This is a genomic window from Spirosoma gilvum (assembly GCF_054776815.1).
In genome coordinates this window covers 48,612-61,606 of sequence record NZ_BAAHBH010000010.1, presented here as the reverse complement: position 1 = coordinate 61,606, position 12,995 = coordinate 48,612, and the positions used below count along the sequence as shown (strand labels likewise).

Sequence of the window (12,995 nt, the reverse complement as noted above, 5' to 3'; positions counted from 1 at the left end):
GTATACTGTCTTTATTCCCCTATAATGTCGGGATTGAGCATCCGACATTACGGTAACTAATAACCGGACGTTTGTGTCAGTTTGGGGTCGGTATTCAGCATCGAGACTGAAATGGGGAGCAGAAGTTTGTAGGTTTGCGAAGCGGGCAGATAAGCCGTGTTGATCGCTCCGAAAACCTACGCATTACCTGCCCGACGTAGCGCCCACCAGCGTTTACCTTCCCCGATAAATTCCCGCAGATACTCTTCCAGAATGGCATTCATGTTTGCTTCCAGACTACCATTGGTGTAAGCCGTAAAACCAGTGCCATAGGCTCGTGCCCGAATGGCGTTTATCTCGGCTGATGGATCGACGGCTGCTTTTGCTTTGGCTTCGGCCAGCAAAAGCAGCACATCGGCATAGCGGTAAATGGGGAAATCGTTGTCGTACAATTGTGTACCGGCGTCAACTCGCCCGATGAATTTTGTCAGTAGTATACCCGCTATCGGATTACCCGTCGTGTTACGGTACATAACCCGAAACGAAGCCCGAATCCGACTATCTTTCGGATCACTCAACCGATTGATCATGGCCTGCGACAGTCCGACTCGGCTGGCCCCCGCTACGTATGGATAGGCCGAACTGACCGTCACAGCAGGCCCAGGAGTGGGATCGAGCACTAATGTACCGGCCTGCGTAGTGTTGACCTGGAAACTCCCATAAGTACCCATCGTCGACTCGGCCTTCTCAAAGCTCAGTGCGAAAATAATTTCCTTGTTGTTGGCTTTTTTCGTGGGATCGAAAATGTCTGCATACGCCGTTTGTAAACTGAGCGTCGATAGGGCTTTGACTTCTTCCAGGGCGGTACGGGCAGTTGTAAAATCGGCTGATCCGCCCCCCATGTGTGTACCTGACCAGATGAACACATCACCTTTCAACGTCAGCGTAGCCGCCCGGTTCCAGTACACTCGTTTGGTTGTAAACGAATTGTCGCCCGCAAACCGGGTCAGCGATTGCTCCAGATCGCTTTTTATCAACTGCATTATGGCCTCTGGAGTAGACCGCTCGCGATACAGATCGCTCAGGTTATCGACCGACGTAACAGGTTCTGTGGTGATGGGAACGCTTCCCCATGTTTTCAGCAATGTATAATAGACATAGGCACGGAGTCCGTACATCTCGGCCAGATAGCGGTTCCTTATATTTTCCGCTAACGGTGCGTTGGGAAACAGCTTAATGACGGTGTTGATGCGGTCAATAAGTGTATACAGGCCCGCCCAGTTGGTAAAGGGTACGTTATTGGCACTGATGTTATGCGACCAAAGCTGTTTCAGTGTGCCATCTTCCGACTCGGTGTAAAGCCCGTCGGCCCAGAGGTCAGAACGCATCTCGCCCAACTGGAAAAACGTAGCCTGGTACGTGCGCAGGGAGGAGTAAACACCAGTATAAAGCGTCTGAGCGGCATTTGCATCCGATAACACCAGCGACTGGTTGAGCGATGTCTGCGGTACTACTTCCGACAACCGTTGCTGGCAGGAAAATAAGCTAGCCGATAAAATCAGGCAACCGGTGAGTGTAACAAAAAGTGTATGTTTTTTCATGATCGTAAAGTCGGAAGTTTACAAACTAATGGTAGCGCCTAACGTAACAGTACGAGGTAATGGGAAGCGGCCCACATCGTTGCCGCCTACTTCGGGGAACGTACCGTTGTACTTCGTGAGATAGACCAAATTGGAGCCGGTCAGAAATACGCGCAGCCCCTGAACCCGTTTGCGGCTTAGCCGTTCCAGCAGTTGAGCAGGTGCATCGTAGCTGAGCGTTAGTTCGCGTAGTGCTACGTAGTCGCCTTTTTGCCAGAAATTAGCGGGGGCCGTTGTGCTTCCACCCGCGTCGGTGAAATAGTTACGAGCATAGTTGGCCCAGTAGTAGCGAGGCAACGTACCACTTGGATTTTCCGGCGACCAGGTATTCGTGATATCAATCGGTCCGTTCTGCGAACCCTGTACCTGCGACATGCCGCGCAGATACGATTGGTTCAGGATGACAAACCCAAGCGAATAATCGAACTGCCCGAACAACGTAAAACCTTTCCAGCTCAGGTTCGACGAAAAACCACCCTGAATAGTCGGCGTGGTGCGACCGACGTACACAAAATCGCGGTAATCGAGCGAATCGTTGCGGTCGAGATCACGCCAACGGGCATCGCCTAACAATTTGATACGTTTGTTTGTATAGGGCAGATACGAATTGTAGAAATTGGCGCGGGCATCAATCTCAGCCTGTGTCGTGTAAATGCCATCGTAGACAGGCGCATAAATCTGGTCCAGTCCGATACGTTGCCCTTCCTGCAAACCGCCCACCCAGGTCAGTTGATTGGTAGCCGGATCAAACACCTGCGACGCACTTTGTCGATTCAGCGGCAAACCGTTGTTCGGCAATTTAATAGCAAAGTTCTTGATACTGTAGACGTTCGCATTGACCGACCACGACAAACCCCCTTCGCTTTTGGGGCGGATAATCTGCGTGCGAATGTCCAGCTCAATACCCCGGTTCTGTAATTGTCCGAGATTCGTTACGTAGGTGTTGTAGCCCGTCCAGGCCGGAATATTGAGCGTCGAGATTTTATCGTAGACATTACGAATAAAATAATCGGCGATGAACGTAACGCGGTTGTTGAACAGCCCCAAATCCAGACCAATGTTCAACGTACTGGCTCGTTCCCAGCGCAGATCGGTATTGGTTATTCCACTCGCAGCAAAACCGGGTTGTCCGTTATAGATACCGACGTTGGCGTATTGGGGTGTCGTTGCGTAATCGCCAATAATTGGATTGCCACTGGCATCCAGCGGATTAATGCTTCCATTTACCCCGTAACTGATACGTGGTTTAAGCACAGATACATATTGCTTCAGCGGTGAATTGGTGAAGAAATCTTCGTTATTCAGGTTCCAGCCTGCCGATACGCCCGGAAAGAAGCCGTAGCGATTCGTGATCAATTTCGACGTACCATCGTAACGCATGTTAAGCGTTAACAGGTATTTATCAGCGTAGCTGTAATTGATCCGACCGATACCCGATGCTAATCGTTGCCAGCTATTGAACGAGGAAGTTGGAACGCCAACCGCAGCCGTCGACGCCGATAGCCATGGAATAAAATCGGTAGCTGCTAAGTTGGCCGCAGCACCGTAGCTATATTGACGGTATTCATAAAACTCACCGCCACCGAGTACCGATACGGTATGCAGGCCAAAATCCTTATCGTACTGCAGAAATCCATTATAGGTATACTGACTGGTGCGCACATTGGAAAAGGACGCATTCCGAGTTGCTACCAAAGCTCCGCCCGTACCATTGATATAGGCCTTGGTGAATTGATCGTTCGTCGTGTAGCGGTAATAGCCGGATGCACTACCCAGCACTTTCAGAAAAGGAGTCAGCCGGTATTCTAGGTTCAAACCGCCTGAGTACCGCTGTTCGCCCGTGTTATTGATAAATTTATCCCGAAAATAAGCCGGGTTTCCCAACGTACTACCGTCTACACCCGGTAGCTGTTCGCCAGTGCCGTCGCGGGTCAGTCGAACAGTGGGAGCAATGCCAGTAAACCGCTGAACAATTCCACCGCCCAAACCACCACTAGCGTCGGCTGTTAGATAAGAAGGTGTACTGGATGCACTATAAGCTGCCAGATTCAATCCAATAGTCAGGTTTTTACCCACGTTCAACCCTCCGTTGAAATTCAGGTTCAGGCGCTTCAATCCCGACCCGACCAGAATACCCTGATCGCTCAGGCTACCCACACCCAGTGAGAAAGTTCCCATGTCGTTCCCGCCCGATGCATTAAGATAATGTTCGCTCAATACTCCAGACTGCATAATCAAATCTTCCAGTTGCTGCTGGGTAGTCGATCGGTACAGAATGCTGTCCTGCTGAGCCGGGTTAAATGGATTCTGATCAACGAGCAATTTGTACTGCGAATCGTTGAGTAGTCCTCGGTTGGCATTGGTCAGGAGCTGGGTCGAATATTTTCCGTCGGGAGCGGTCCAGCCCAAGTTAAGGCCCCAGCCCCAGGCGCCGGTCAACTGGTTCCGGGTATTGTTCATTTCGGCGGTATTGTTGTCGGCCTGCGCAGCTGCATAGCGACTCGCCAGCCCCCGCCGATTCCATTTGATGTAGTCTTCGGCGCTCATATACTGGAGCGGATTTCGCCGAATATAATTGGCCGCATGTTTGAACGTATAGGTGACAGACGTACGGCCTTTCTTGCCTTTCCTGGTCGTTACCAGAATGACCCCATTTGCGGCCCGCGCACCGTAAATAGCCGTTGAGGCCGCGTCTTTCAGTACGTCCATTTTTTCAATGTCCTGCGCATTGATGCCATACAACGAGGGCACAATCACCCCATCCACTACGTATAAAGGTGAACCTGACCCGCTAAAATCAGTCCCACCCCGCAACACAATGGTGGGCGTCGAACCAGGCTGGCCAGACGTTTGCTGAACGCGCAAACCCGGTGCGGTACCCTGCAAGGCTGTGGCTGCGTTGGTACGGGGAACGGACTTTAATACTGTATTATCAATGCTGGCAACGGAACCCGTCAGCGTTCGGCGGCTTTGCTGCCCGTAGCCAACGACGACTACCTCATCCAAACTGCGGGCACTTTCAGCCATATCGATGGTCAGGCTACTCTGGTCGCCTACAGGAATTTCCTGGGTAGCCATACCAATCTGCGAAACGACCAGTACGTCACCTTTCTGAGCGGGGATCGAAAACCGACCATCGCTGTCAGACACGGTTCCCCGGCTGGTTCCTTTGATGGTAATGTTTACGCCGGGTAATCCCTCGCCAGTACGCTTGTCCCGAAGAGTCCCGGTTAGGGCGGTTGTCTGCGCCCAGCCAGTCAAATAAAAGAACAGGCTAATAATAAGTATTACATATTGCCTGGCAATTTTAGGATAAGTTGGCATCGCTTACCTGATTTTAAGATGAAACATGAAATATTCGATGGGTCAAAATTATTATGTTATACTTAATATTCAAAAATTTGATGATTTTTTTTATTTCTTATGCTTTTTCCCGAATATTGTCTGACTTAATACAGAAGTAGTATTTTTATAAATCATACATAATAATGGATTACGGGGCTATACAGAATGAGTCAAGAGCGAATGAACCGAATACACTGGTTGATAAAATCGAAGCTGATCTGCTGAATTTTTTCAATACCCACCAGCTCAAAGTGGGCGATGCTATTCCGAAAGAAGTGGAATTGGCAGTGCAGTTGGGTGTCAGTCGAACGGTGATTCGGGAAGCTATGCTTCGTTTGCGTACGCGGGGCCTGATCGAATCCAAAAAGAAACGGGGAACGGTCATTACCAATCCCGATCCGTTAGCGCTGCTCGAAAAAAGCATGTATCCCGGCATATTGAACGACGAGACCCTCCGCGACATTTTCGAACTACGTATGGTCCTGGAAATCGGCATGGGCGATCTGTTGTTCGAGCGTATTACCCAGGCCGATATTGACGAACTCTATGCCATCGTGGCCGATGAGCCACTCAATACGCAGGAGATGGTGTTCGATGCGGATCAGGAAATCCGGTTTCACGGCAAGCTCTATGAGATCACGGGAAATAATACCCTTCGCCGATTTCAGCAAATGCTGCTACCTATTTTTAAATATGTACACGAGAGTGGGCTATTGAAAAAACCTGTTCAGCATAAAAAATTCGTGTCGCACCGGGGGCTGGTCGATGTGCTTCAGCATGGTAATCCGGAGACGTTCCGCAATGCCATGCGCAATCATTTTGAGAATCATTTCCAGCGACTGTTTTAATATATCACCTTATGCGCTTCACATTTTTGATCTGTCTGGGGCTAACAACCTACGTATCGGCCAATGCCAATCTGGCAAATGCGCAAACTATTGCACCGGCCAGCCAGCACGTAGACGAAACCACCGTGTTCCGAAATGGCGAGGGCGGATATACGTGTTATCGAATTCCGGCCATTGTCAAAGCGCCCTCAGGTGAATTACTCGCCTTTGCCGAAGGTCGCAAAACAGATTGTGGAGATTTTGGGGATGTGGATATTGTCCTTCGGACCAGCCACGACAACGGTAAAACGTGGAACCCGCTACGTGTCGTGGCAGATTATGGACTGGCGCAGGCAGGAAACCCGGCACCCGTATTTGATCAGACCGATTCACGTTTTCCAAAGGGAAGACTCTTTCTTGTCTATAACACAGGTACGGCCTCTGAAAAAGATGTACGAAACGGGAAAGCTATTCGGGAAGTGTGGTACAAAACCAGCACCGACGGCGGACAGACCTGGTCGGAATCGGTGAATATCACGACCTCCGTGAACCGACCGAATAAGCCAGATTTCAATCCAAAGTACACGTTTCCAGAAGATTGGCGATCCTACGCCAACACGCCAGGCCATGCAGTCCAGATACAGAACGGACGCTATAAAGGTCGTTTATACGTAGCAGCCAACCATTCGGAAGGAGCGGTTCAAGCCCAATTCCGGGATTATCGGGCGCACGGATTTTACTCCGACGATCATGGAAAAACCTGGAAATTATCAGCTACCGTTACGTATCCCGGCGGCAATGAAAGTACAGCGGCTGAAACCTCAACCGGTAGCCTACTGATGAACACTCGCAACCAGTCGGGCGACGTTAAAAACCGACTGATGGCCTTCTCGACGAATGCAGGGGAAACCTGGGATCAGGTAACCGTAGCGAATGATTTGCCCGATCCAGTTTGTCAGGGTAGCATGATTGAGTTTCGGGCACCTGATAAACGCCATGTGTTGCTGTTCAGCAACGCAAACAGCCAAACCAAGCGGGAAAAATTAACGGTACGTGTCAGTCAGGATGATGGAAAAAGCTGGTCTGTCGGCCGGGAAATCTACGCTGGATCAGCCGCTTACTCGGATTTGGTAATACAGCAGGATAGTCAGATCGGTGTTTTATACGAGCGCGACAATTACACAAGCATTATATATGCTCACTTTCCTTACAACTGGCTGGCCCATTAATTCCCTGGTACTTTTATGATTTCAACTAAGGCTGGTCTGTACGCTGTTCAATATCGCGACAATCTGCTCAACGATGTAATTCCTTTCTGGCAACGCTTTTCCCCTGACCGGGAAAGTGGTGGCTTTTTCACCTGTTTGGATCGCGAGGGAAACGTCTATGATACCGACAAGTTTATCTGGCTGCAAGCCCGGCAAGTCTGGACGTTTTCTATGCTGTATAACAAACTGAGCGATATAGGTCCAGAACAAAAAGCCAACTGGCTCGATCTAGCTCAGCATGGAGCAGATTTCCTTAAAAAGTATGGACGAGCTAAGGATGGAGGCTGGTATTTTTCAACGACCCGCGAAGGCAAACCACTGGTACAACCGTACAATATTTTTTCCGACTGCTTTTCGACAATGGCGTTTGGGCAATTATCTCTCGCCACTGGAGACACCGAGTATGCGCACATCGCCGAGTCGACGTTTCGGCAAATTCTGGCCCGACGCGATAATCCAAAGGGAATCTGGAATAAAGCTGTTTCGGGAACACGGCCACTGAAAAACTTCGCCCTGCCCATGATTCTCTGCAATCTGGCGCTCGAAATCGAACATCTGCTTGATAAGCCACTCGTGGAACTGACCATCGACGACTGTATTCATGAGGTGATGGACGTGTTTTTCGACTCATCACTGGGGCTAATTCGGGAGAATGTAACACCTGATGGGAACGTGTCCGATTCGTTTGAAGGTCGGCTACTCAATCCCGGCCATTCCATCGAAGCGATGTGGTTTATTATGGATTTAGCCGTTCGGCGAAGTGATCGGGCACTGTTGAATCGGGCTGTGCAAATCACCCTTGATACGCTTGCTTACGCCTGGGATAACGAGTTTGGGGGAATTCTGTATTTTATGGATGCCAGGGGGTATCCTCCTCAACAACTGGAATGGGACCAAAAACTCTGGTGGGTCCATGTCGAAACGCTGATCAGCCTACTGAAAGGTTATCACCTCACAGGTAATCCAGCCTGCTGGGAATGGTTTGAGCGGGTTCACGCCTATACCTGGTCGCATTTCCCAGATCCTATTTCTGGTGAGTGGTTTGGTTACCTGAACCGGCGGGGCGAGGTGCTATTACCACTGAAAGGAGGTAAATGGAAAGGATGTTACCATGTTCCTCGCGGTCTTTATCAGTGTTGGCAGGTATTGGAGAAAATCATCTAAACGTATTTCACCTCAATGGTTCGTCATTAATTAGGCCGCTAAACAGCCTAATTGATATAGCTATGACAATAAAGCTATCCAGCTTTAACGAAATTTGAAAAGTTTAAACAGCTTTGATACTCAAATTTGTTGACTGACCACGCTTGGTATTGTGTTGATAAGGGCTTGCCCTCTCATAGGTGTGTTTCGGTTTGGATGTCAGATACCCAAAACTAACACGCCTTTTTTTGCCTTCTATTTTTGTCTAATTAATTGACGAACCATGAAGCTGTTTAAACTTTTCAAATTTCATTAAAACCGGGTAGCTTTTTTTGTCATGCTGACCGGGACGCGTAGTCGCAGGAAGCATCTTCGATAGCTAAAAGAATGCTGCTACCGAAGATGCTTCGTTCCTCAGCATGACAAAAACACGCATTTTTGAATTTCCTTTAAAAGTTTAAACAGCTTCATTGTAAAATGACGAAACGGCTAGAATGGCCAGTATCATAACCAACGAAAAAGCCGCTAAACCAATCGTTTCCGTTTGGGCTTCATAGCCTTTGTCTACAACGGCTTCCCAGATACCACTTTTATTTTTGAATCCCATCATCCATTGACCGAAATTCCAGGCACTATGAAGCCCTATCGGCAAGGCTAACCCACGAGTTTTAAGGGCGGATATGCCAAATAAAATCCCGCCCAATCCTGAACCTATTACTGCCGTTGTCCAGCTCATACCCGCCAGTAAGTGTTCCCCAATGAAGATGATTACGACGATCAATAAGGCTATGGTTGAAGTCATGGAGTAATTTAGACTTCTTAATGCATAAGCACGAAAAGCCAGTTCTTCCCGGCAGGCCACTAACAAATAGAGCAAAGCCGAAACCCCAATCTCCACCCCTGCCATGTGTGGATTGAAAACAAGCCGGAGATGACCAAAAAGTAGTACAAGTAATGCTTGCATCACAGCCATCGAAACTCCCATGACATACCCTATTACGAATCGTTTGGTAGTCTGATTGCCGGGGATAACGCCTACATCCGCTAAGCGGAGTTTTTGCCATTTTGTAAATCCTGCTACTAGCAGGAAGGTCAACATGGAAGCCAGGGCGATTGAAAGCAAATCGGCAGCCGTCGTGGGTAGACTCTTGGTCAGCCGGGACGTAACGAGTAATATACCAACGCTGAGACTGTAAAAAAGTAAAACACGAAGTAAGGTAAGAATAGGCTTCTGTGGGGAGATAGACGAATGATTTACCATCTTGGCTATTTATTTGAGTATGCCAAGATATGTCAATAACATAGTACTATGTAAAGCATACTACCTAAATGGCATAATTAAAGGATAATTGGTAGAATGGTATGTCCCCAACTCTTAAAGCACCCTAACTATGAAGAAGACGCCTGGTGGTTCATTCGTCTCAGCCGGAAGCCTTTTACGAGATAAGTAGCCATCGGCTATAAACCCTTTTAAACATAATGAAGTGGCTGATGACAGGATACCACTTCTGGACTATAAACAATTGCACTCAAATGGGGAGGCTGTAAACCAACCTCTCCTCGATCAACTATCATGCATCCTGCCTTGCAAACTTTTCTTACTGAAAAAATTACCCTCTCAGCCGAACAGCAAACAATTGTTGAAGGGTGCTTCAAATCTAAAGTGACGAAACGTAATGAAATCCTGGTCGCTAAAGGCAACGTGGCTCATTACGTTTATTTTGTAGTAAAGGGGTGTCTGCGCGTGTTTTTAACCGACGATCATGGCAACGAATCGACCCGTTTTTTAGTCATGGAAGGCCGTTTCGGAACCGCTTTCCCCAGCTTCATTCTCCGCCAGCCTTCCCTGGCCTGGGTACAAAGTCCGGAGCCCTCGGAGCTGCTCATGCTTAGTTATGAGGATCGACAGGCGCTTTATCAGCGTATACCCGCTTGGGAAACCATGGATCGAATCGGGCTCGAGCTTGATTACATTGAAGCTATTCAACGCATAGAAAGCTTTATTTCCTTTGATGCTAAGGCTCGCTATAACACCCTCCTACAGACCAATCCAACACTCATACAACGACTGCCAGCTAAAATCATCGCTGATTATCTGGGTATTTCGCAAGAGACCTTGAGCCGATTAAAGGCAAAACGATAGATATTGACTTTTGTCAATTTATTTCCGCTACGCTGCTGCTTGTTTTGTAACAACAAGCCGACTCAGCCATGTACACATTACGATTCATTGTCTTTTATTGCCTGTTAGTGCCGCAAATAATCCAGGCCCGTTACCAACCCATTACCCAGATCGGTCAACAAACCTTTTCGTTCATGGACGAAAGCCGTCATCGTCCGATCGTAACGGAAGTATGGTATCCAACCCAGGACACCTTAACAGTAAAGGATAAGGGGTTTTCTCCCTTCATCCGTCAGCCAACCGTGCGTAACGGACAGTTGCCCACCCACAAAATGCCGCTGATTCTGTTATCTCATGGTACCGGAGGAGGCCGCTTGACGCTAGAGTGGTTGGCGCAGGGGCTAGTTCGAGAGGGTTTTATGGTGGCCGCCGTTGACCATTGGGGTAATACATATGACAATAAGGTACCCCTGGAATTTCTCAAACCTTGGGAGCGTCCGCTCGACATTAGTTTTGCCTTGACCGCTTTGCTGAAGAACACGCCTTTTAGTTCCGTGATTGATACGCGACGCATCGGTGCAGCTGGTTTCTCGTTTGGAGGCTATACCGTTATTGCCCTTGCCGGGGCGATGTTGGATTACAATGCCCTGCTTAACTATTATAAAACGACGGGCCATCAGGAGATCAATATTCCCGAACTTCCTGGCGTAGCGAATTATCTGGATGATCCCTCCCTGAAAGCAGCAATTCAGCAGCTACCTGTGCTACAGGATAATCGAATCAGTGCCTTTATGGCTATTTGTCCTGCCCTTGGTCAGGGTTTTCAAGGGAAACATCAACTGAAAGCTATTGGTAGACCGCTCTATATAATTGGCTCTCATAGCGATCGAATGGCACCGGTACAAACGAACGCTCGGCATTACCATGCGCTCATTTCAGGATCTGAGTATTATGAATTTGAAGGTAAGGTTGGTCACTATGTGATGCTCAATGAAGCGATTGATGAAGTCAAGAAGTCGGACCCTCTCTATTTTTTAGATGATGATAGCGTCGACCGTCACCAAGTTCATGGTGAAGTAATTCATTTAGCGGGACAATTTTTCCGAAAAAGGCTTGCTAACGACTAAAGACAGATGTGTAGTAGTGTTTATATAACCAGCACCCAAAATCTTTTTCGCTAACTGCACCCATTATGAAGCAGATATACAAAGTCTTTATATCTCAGTTTAGGGAGCGTTACTATAAGACAGCGGACAAAAATACCCAGCAATTAGTAAACGCTGCCTTTATCCTCCTTTAGCACTCATTAACAAGCGCTTAACAAAGGGAAGTACCAAACCTGCTTGGTTTGGTACTTCCCTTGGCCCATTAAAAGAAATACGGATGAAGTATGTACCCCTATTTGCCTTGGTTTTGCTGGTTGCTGTATACTCGTCCAGTAAAGCACTCGATAAAACTGGCCTGCCAAAAGACACAATCAAGGCCGAATCCAAACTGGTAAGTACAGCCTATGGACCTAGCCATATCACCCGTACCATTAAGCAAGATCGAAAGGGTAATATTTGGATAGCAACATTTGGTGGTGTTTTTCGATATGATGGAAAATCGTTTACCAATGTGACCAGCCAAGTAAGTTCAGCCCATTTTTTTTCGGTGTTAGAAGATCGAAATGGAAATTTTTGGTTTAGTACCGTTGGCGAAGGGGTTTATTATTACGATGGAAAATCCTTTCAACAGTTTACCACCAAACAGGGGCTAGCCAGTAATGAGGTTTTTGATATTTACGAAGATAAAGCCGGTACTATTTGGTTCGGTACTGGAGGTGGAGCCAGCCGTTACGACGGGAAATCCTTTCGAACTTATACGATAACTGAAGGTCTACATTTAACAACAGACGAAAGAGGCTTCCTTAAGGATAATAATGATGTTAATTCGATTATTGAAGATAAAACCGGGAAATTCTGGTTTGCTACAAGGGGCCATGCCTACCTCTATGATGGAAAAACATTTACCGTTCTAACTCATGAGGGCACCCCGTTTATCAATGTTCGTACGATCATCGAAGATAAAAAAGGCAATGTCTGGCTGGGAAGTCCGTATGGGCTTTGGCGTTATGACGGCAGTACCTTTGCCAATTTCACCGAGCGTGGTGTTGCGTATGTCTACGAAGATAAAAAGGGCAACATCTGGACGAGTTCACTAACCAACTGGGGTTGGTCCCTTTTCCGGTATGATGGCGAAACGTTATCCAACAAAAATCCCACGGTAACCGAAGTAGAATTAGACTCTGAAGATGCGAAAACCATGCTTTTTGGGATTTTAAAGGCTACTGATGGCAGTATTTGGTTCGGCTCAGGTGGGGTGTATCGGTATGATGGAAAGACCATTACCGACTTTAAGAAGAAAGCGATTAACTAAAAAATGTATCGCTGTTTCCTAAAACGACCGAATTAGAGATACTCAAATTTCTCATCGTCTCAGTTGGAAGCGTTTGAAGAGACTATCAACCACTACAATAGATATAGCTGCTACCTTAATGTAGTAAATCGATTGACCATAAGGACAAATGGTAATTAGCTCAGGAAGTGGTTCATCAAATAATTTAAACCGTAAATTGTCAATTCTAAACCAATAGACCAATTGAGTTATGTGCCCAAGGCGGGCCCTATGA

At 47.6% G+C, this 12,995-nt stretch carries 9 protein-coding genes; 6 read left to right on the top strand and 3 right to left on the bottom strand.

The window, feature by feature from the left end; genetic code table 11:
• Positions 1-176: 176 nt before the first annotated feature.
• Together ACYVFD_RS24455 and ACYVFD_RS24450 are read right to left on the bottom strand one after the other, a co-directional pair.
• Positions 177-1,580, bottom strand: coding sequence for a RagB/SusD family nutrient uptake outer membrane protein (locus tag ACYVFD_RS24455; protein WP_461093133.1), 1,404 nt, complete (start codon positions 1,578-1,580; stop codon positions 177-179).
• An 18-nt stretch (positions 1,581-1,598) separates the two neighbouring features.
• Positions 1,599-4,943 carry a SusC/RagA family TonB-linked outer membrane protein gene (locus ACYVFD_RS24450; RefSeq protein ID WP_461093132.1) on the bottom strand — a complete coding sequence of 1,115 codons (3,345 nt, stop codon included), beginning with the start codon at positions 4,941-4,943 and terminating at the stop codon, positions 1,599-1,601.
• Between the two features lie 164 nt (positions 4,944-5,107).
• Here ACYVFD_RS24450 and ACYVFD_RS24445 point away from each other — a divergent pair, with 164 nt between their 5' ends.
• The 3 genes from ACYVFD_RS24445 to ACYVFD_RS24435 are packed head-to-tail and all read left to right on the top strand — an operon-like array spanning position 5,108 to position 8,223.
• A complete protein-coding gene (locus ACYVFD_RS24445; protein WP_461093131.1) occupies positions 5,108-5,812 on the top strand; it encodes a FadR/GntR family transcriptional regulator in 705 nt (234 codons plus the stop codon).
• An 11-nt stretch (positions 5,813-5,823) separates the two neighbouring features.
• Entirely contained in the window at positions 5,824-7,020 is a 1,197-nt protein-coding gene (locus tag ACYVFD_RS24440; RefSeq protein WP_461093130.1) for a sialidase family protein, read from the top strand.
• Between the two features lie 15 nt (positions 7,021-7,035).
• Entirely contained in the window at positions 7,036-8,223 is a 1,188-nt protein-coding gene (locus tag ACYVFD_RS24435) for a n-acyl-d-glucosamine 2-epimerase (RefSeq protein ID WP_461093129.1), read from the top strand.
• Between the two features lie 436 nt (positions 8,224-8,659).
• Here the strand turns inward: ACYVFD_RS24435 and ACYVFD_RS24430 are convergent, their stop codons facing one another.
• The gene (locus ACYVFD_RS24430) at positions 8,660-9,463 is read right to left on the bottom strand and encodes a CPBP family intramembrane glutamic endopeptidase (RefSeq protein ID WP_461093128.1); all 804 of its coding nucleotides are present in this window, start codon (positions 9,461-9,463) and stop codon (positions 8,660-8,662) included.
• Positions 9,464-9,775: 312 nt separating this feature from the next.
• On the opposite strand from ACYVFD_RS24430, the gene ACYVFD_RS24425 reads away from it, so the two are divergent.
• The 3 genes from ACYVFD_RS24425 to ACYVFD_RS24415 all read left to right on the top strand — a co-directional run bounded on the left by ACYVFD_RS24425 (position 9,776) and on the right by ACYVFD_RS24415 (position 12,742).
• Entirely contained in the window at positions 9,776-10,345 is a 570-nt protein-coding gene (locus ACYVFD_RS24425; protein ID WP_461093127.1) for a Crp/Fnr family transcriptional regulator, read from the top strand.
• Between the two features lie 68 nt (positions 10,346-10,413).
• Positions 10,414-11,451 (top strand): alpha/beta hydrolase family protein, encoded by a 1,038-nt coding sequence (locus ACYVFD_RS24420; RefSeq protein ID WP_461093126.1) that lies wholly within the window; start codon positions 10,414-10,416, stop codon positions 11,449-11,451.
• Positions 11,452-11,707: 256 nt separating this feature from the next.
• The gene (locus ACYVFD_RS24415; protein ID WP_461093125.1) at positions 11,708-12,742 is read left to right on the top strand and encodes a ligand-binding sensor domain-containing protein; all 1,035 of its coding nucleotides are present in this window, start codon (positions 11,708-11,710) and stop codon (positions 12,740-12,742) included.
• Positions 12,743-12,995: the final 253 nt, after the last annotated feature.

Bases quoted from the DNA above. Each gene is read 5' to 3' on its own strand.
- ACYVFD_RS24420 (WP_461093126.1), top strand. From the start codon at position 10,414: ATGTACACATTACGATTCATTGTCTTTTATTGCCTGTTAGTGCCGCAA.
- ACYVFD_RS24455 (WP_461093133.1), bottom strand. From the start codon at position 1,580: ATGAAAAAACATACACTTTTTGTTACACTCACCGGTTGCCTGATTTTA.
- ACYVFD_RS24425 (WP_461093127.1), top strand. From the start codon at position 9,776: ATGCATCCTGCCTTGCAAACTTTTCTTACTGAAAAAATTACCCTCTCA.
- ACYVFD_RS24440 (WP_461093130.1), top strand. From the start codon at position 5,824: ATGCGCTTCACATTTTTGATCTGTCTGGGGCTAACAACCTACGTATCG.
- ACYVFD_RS24415 (WP_461093125.1), top strand. From the start codon at position 11,708: ATGAAGTATGTACCCCTATTTGCCTTGGTTTTGCTGGTTGCTGTATAC.
- ACYVFD_RS24435 (WP_461093129.1), top strand. From the start codon at position 7,036: ATGATTTCAACTAAGGCTGGTCTGTACGCTGTTCAATATCGCGACAAT.
- ACYVFD_RS24430 (WP_461093128.1), bottom strand. From the start codon at position 9,463: ATGGTAAATCATTCGTCTATCTCCCCACAGAAGCCTATTCTTACCTTA.
- ACYVFD_RS24450 (WP_461093132.1), bottom strand. From the start codon at position 4,943: ATGCCAACTTATCCTAAAATTGCCAGGCAATATGTAATACTTATTATT.
- ACYVFD_RS24445 (WP_461093131.1), top strand. From the start codon at position 5,108: ATGGATTACGGGGCTATACAGAATGAGTCAAGAGCGAATGAACCGAAT.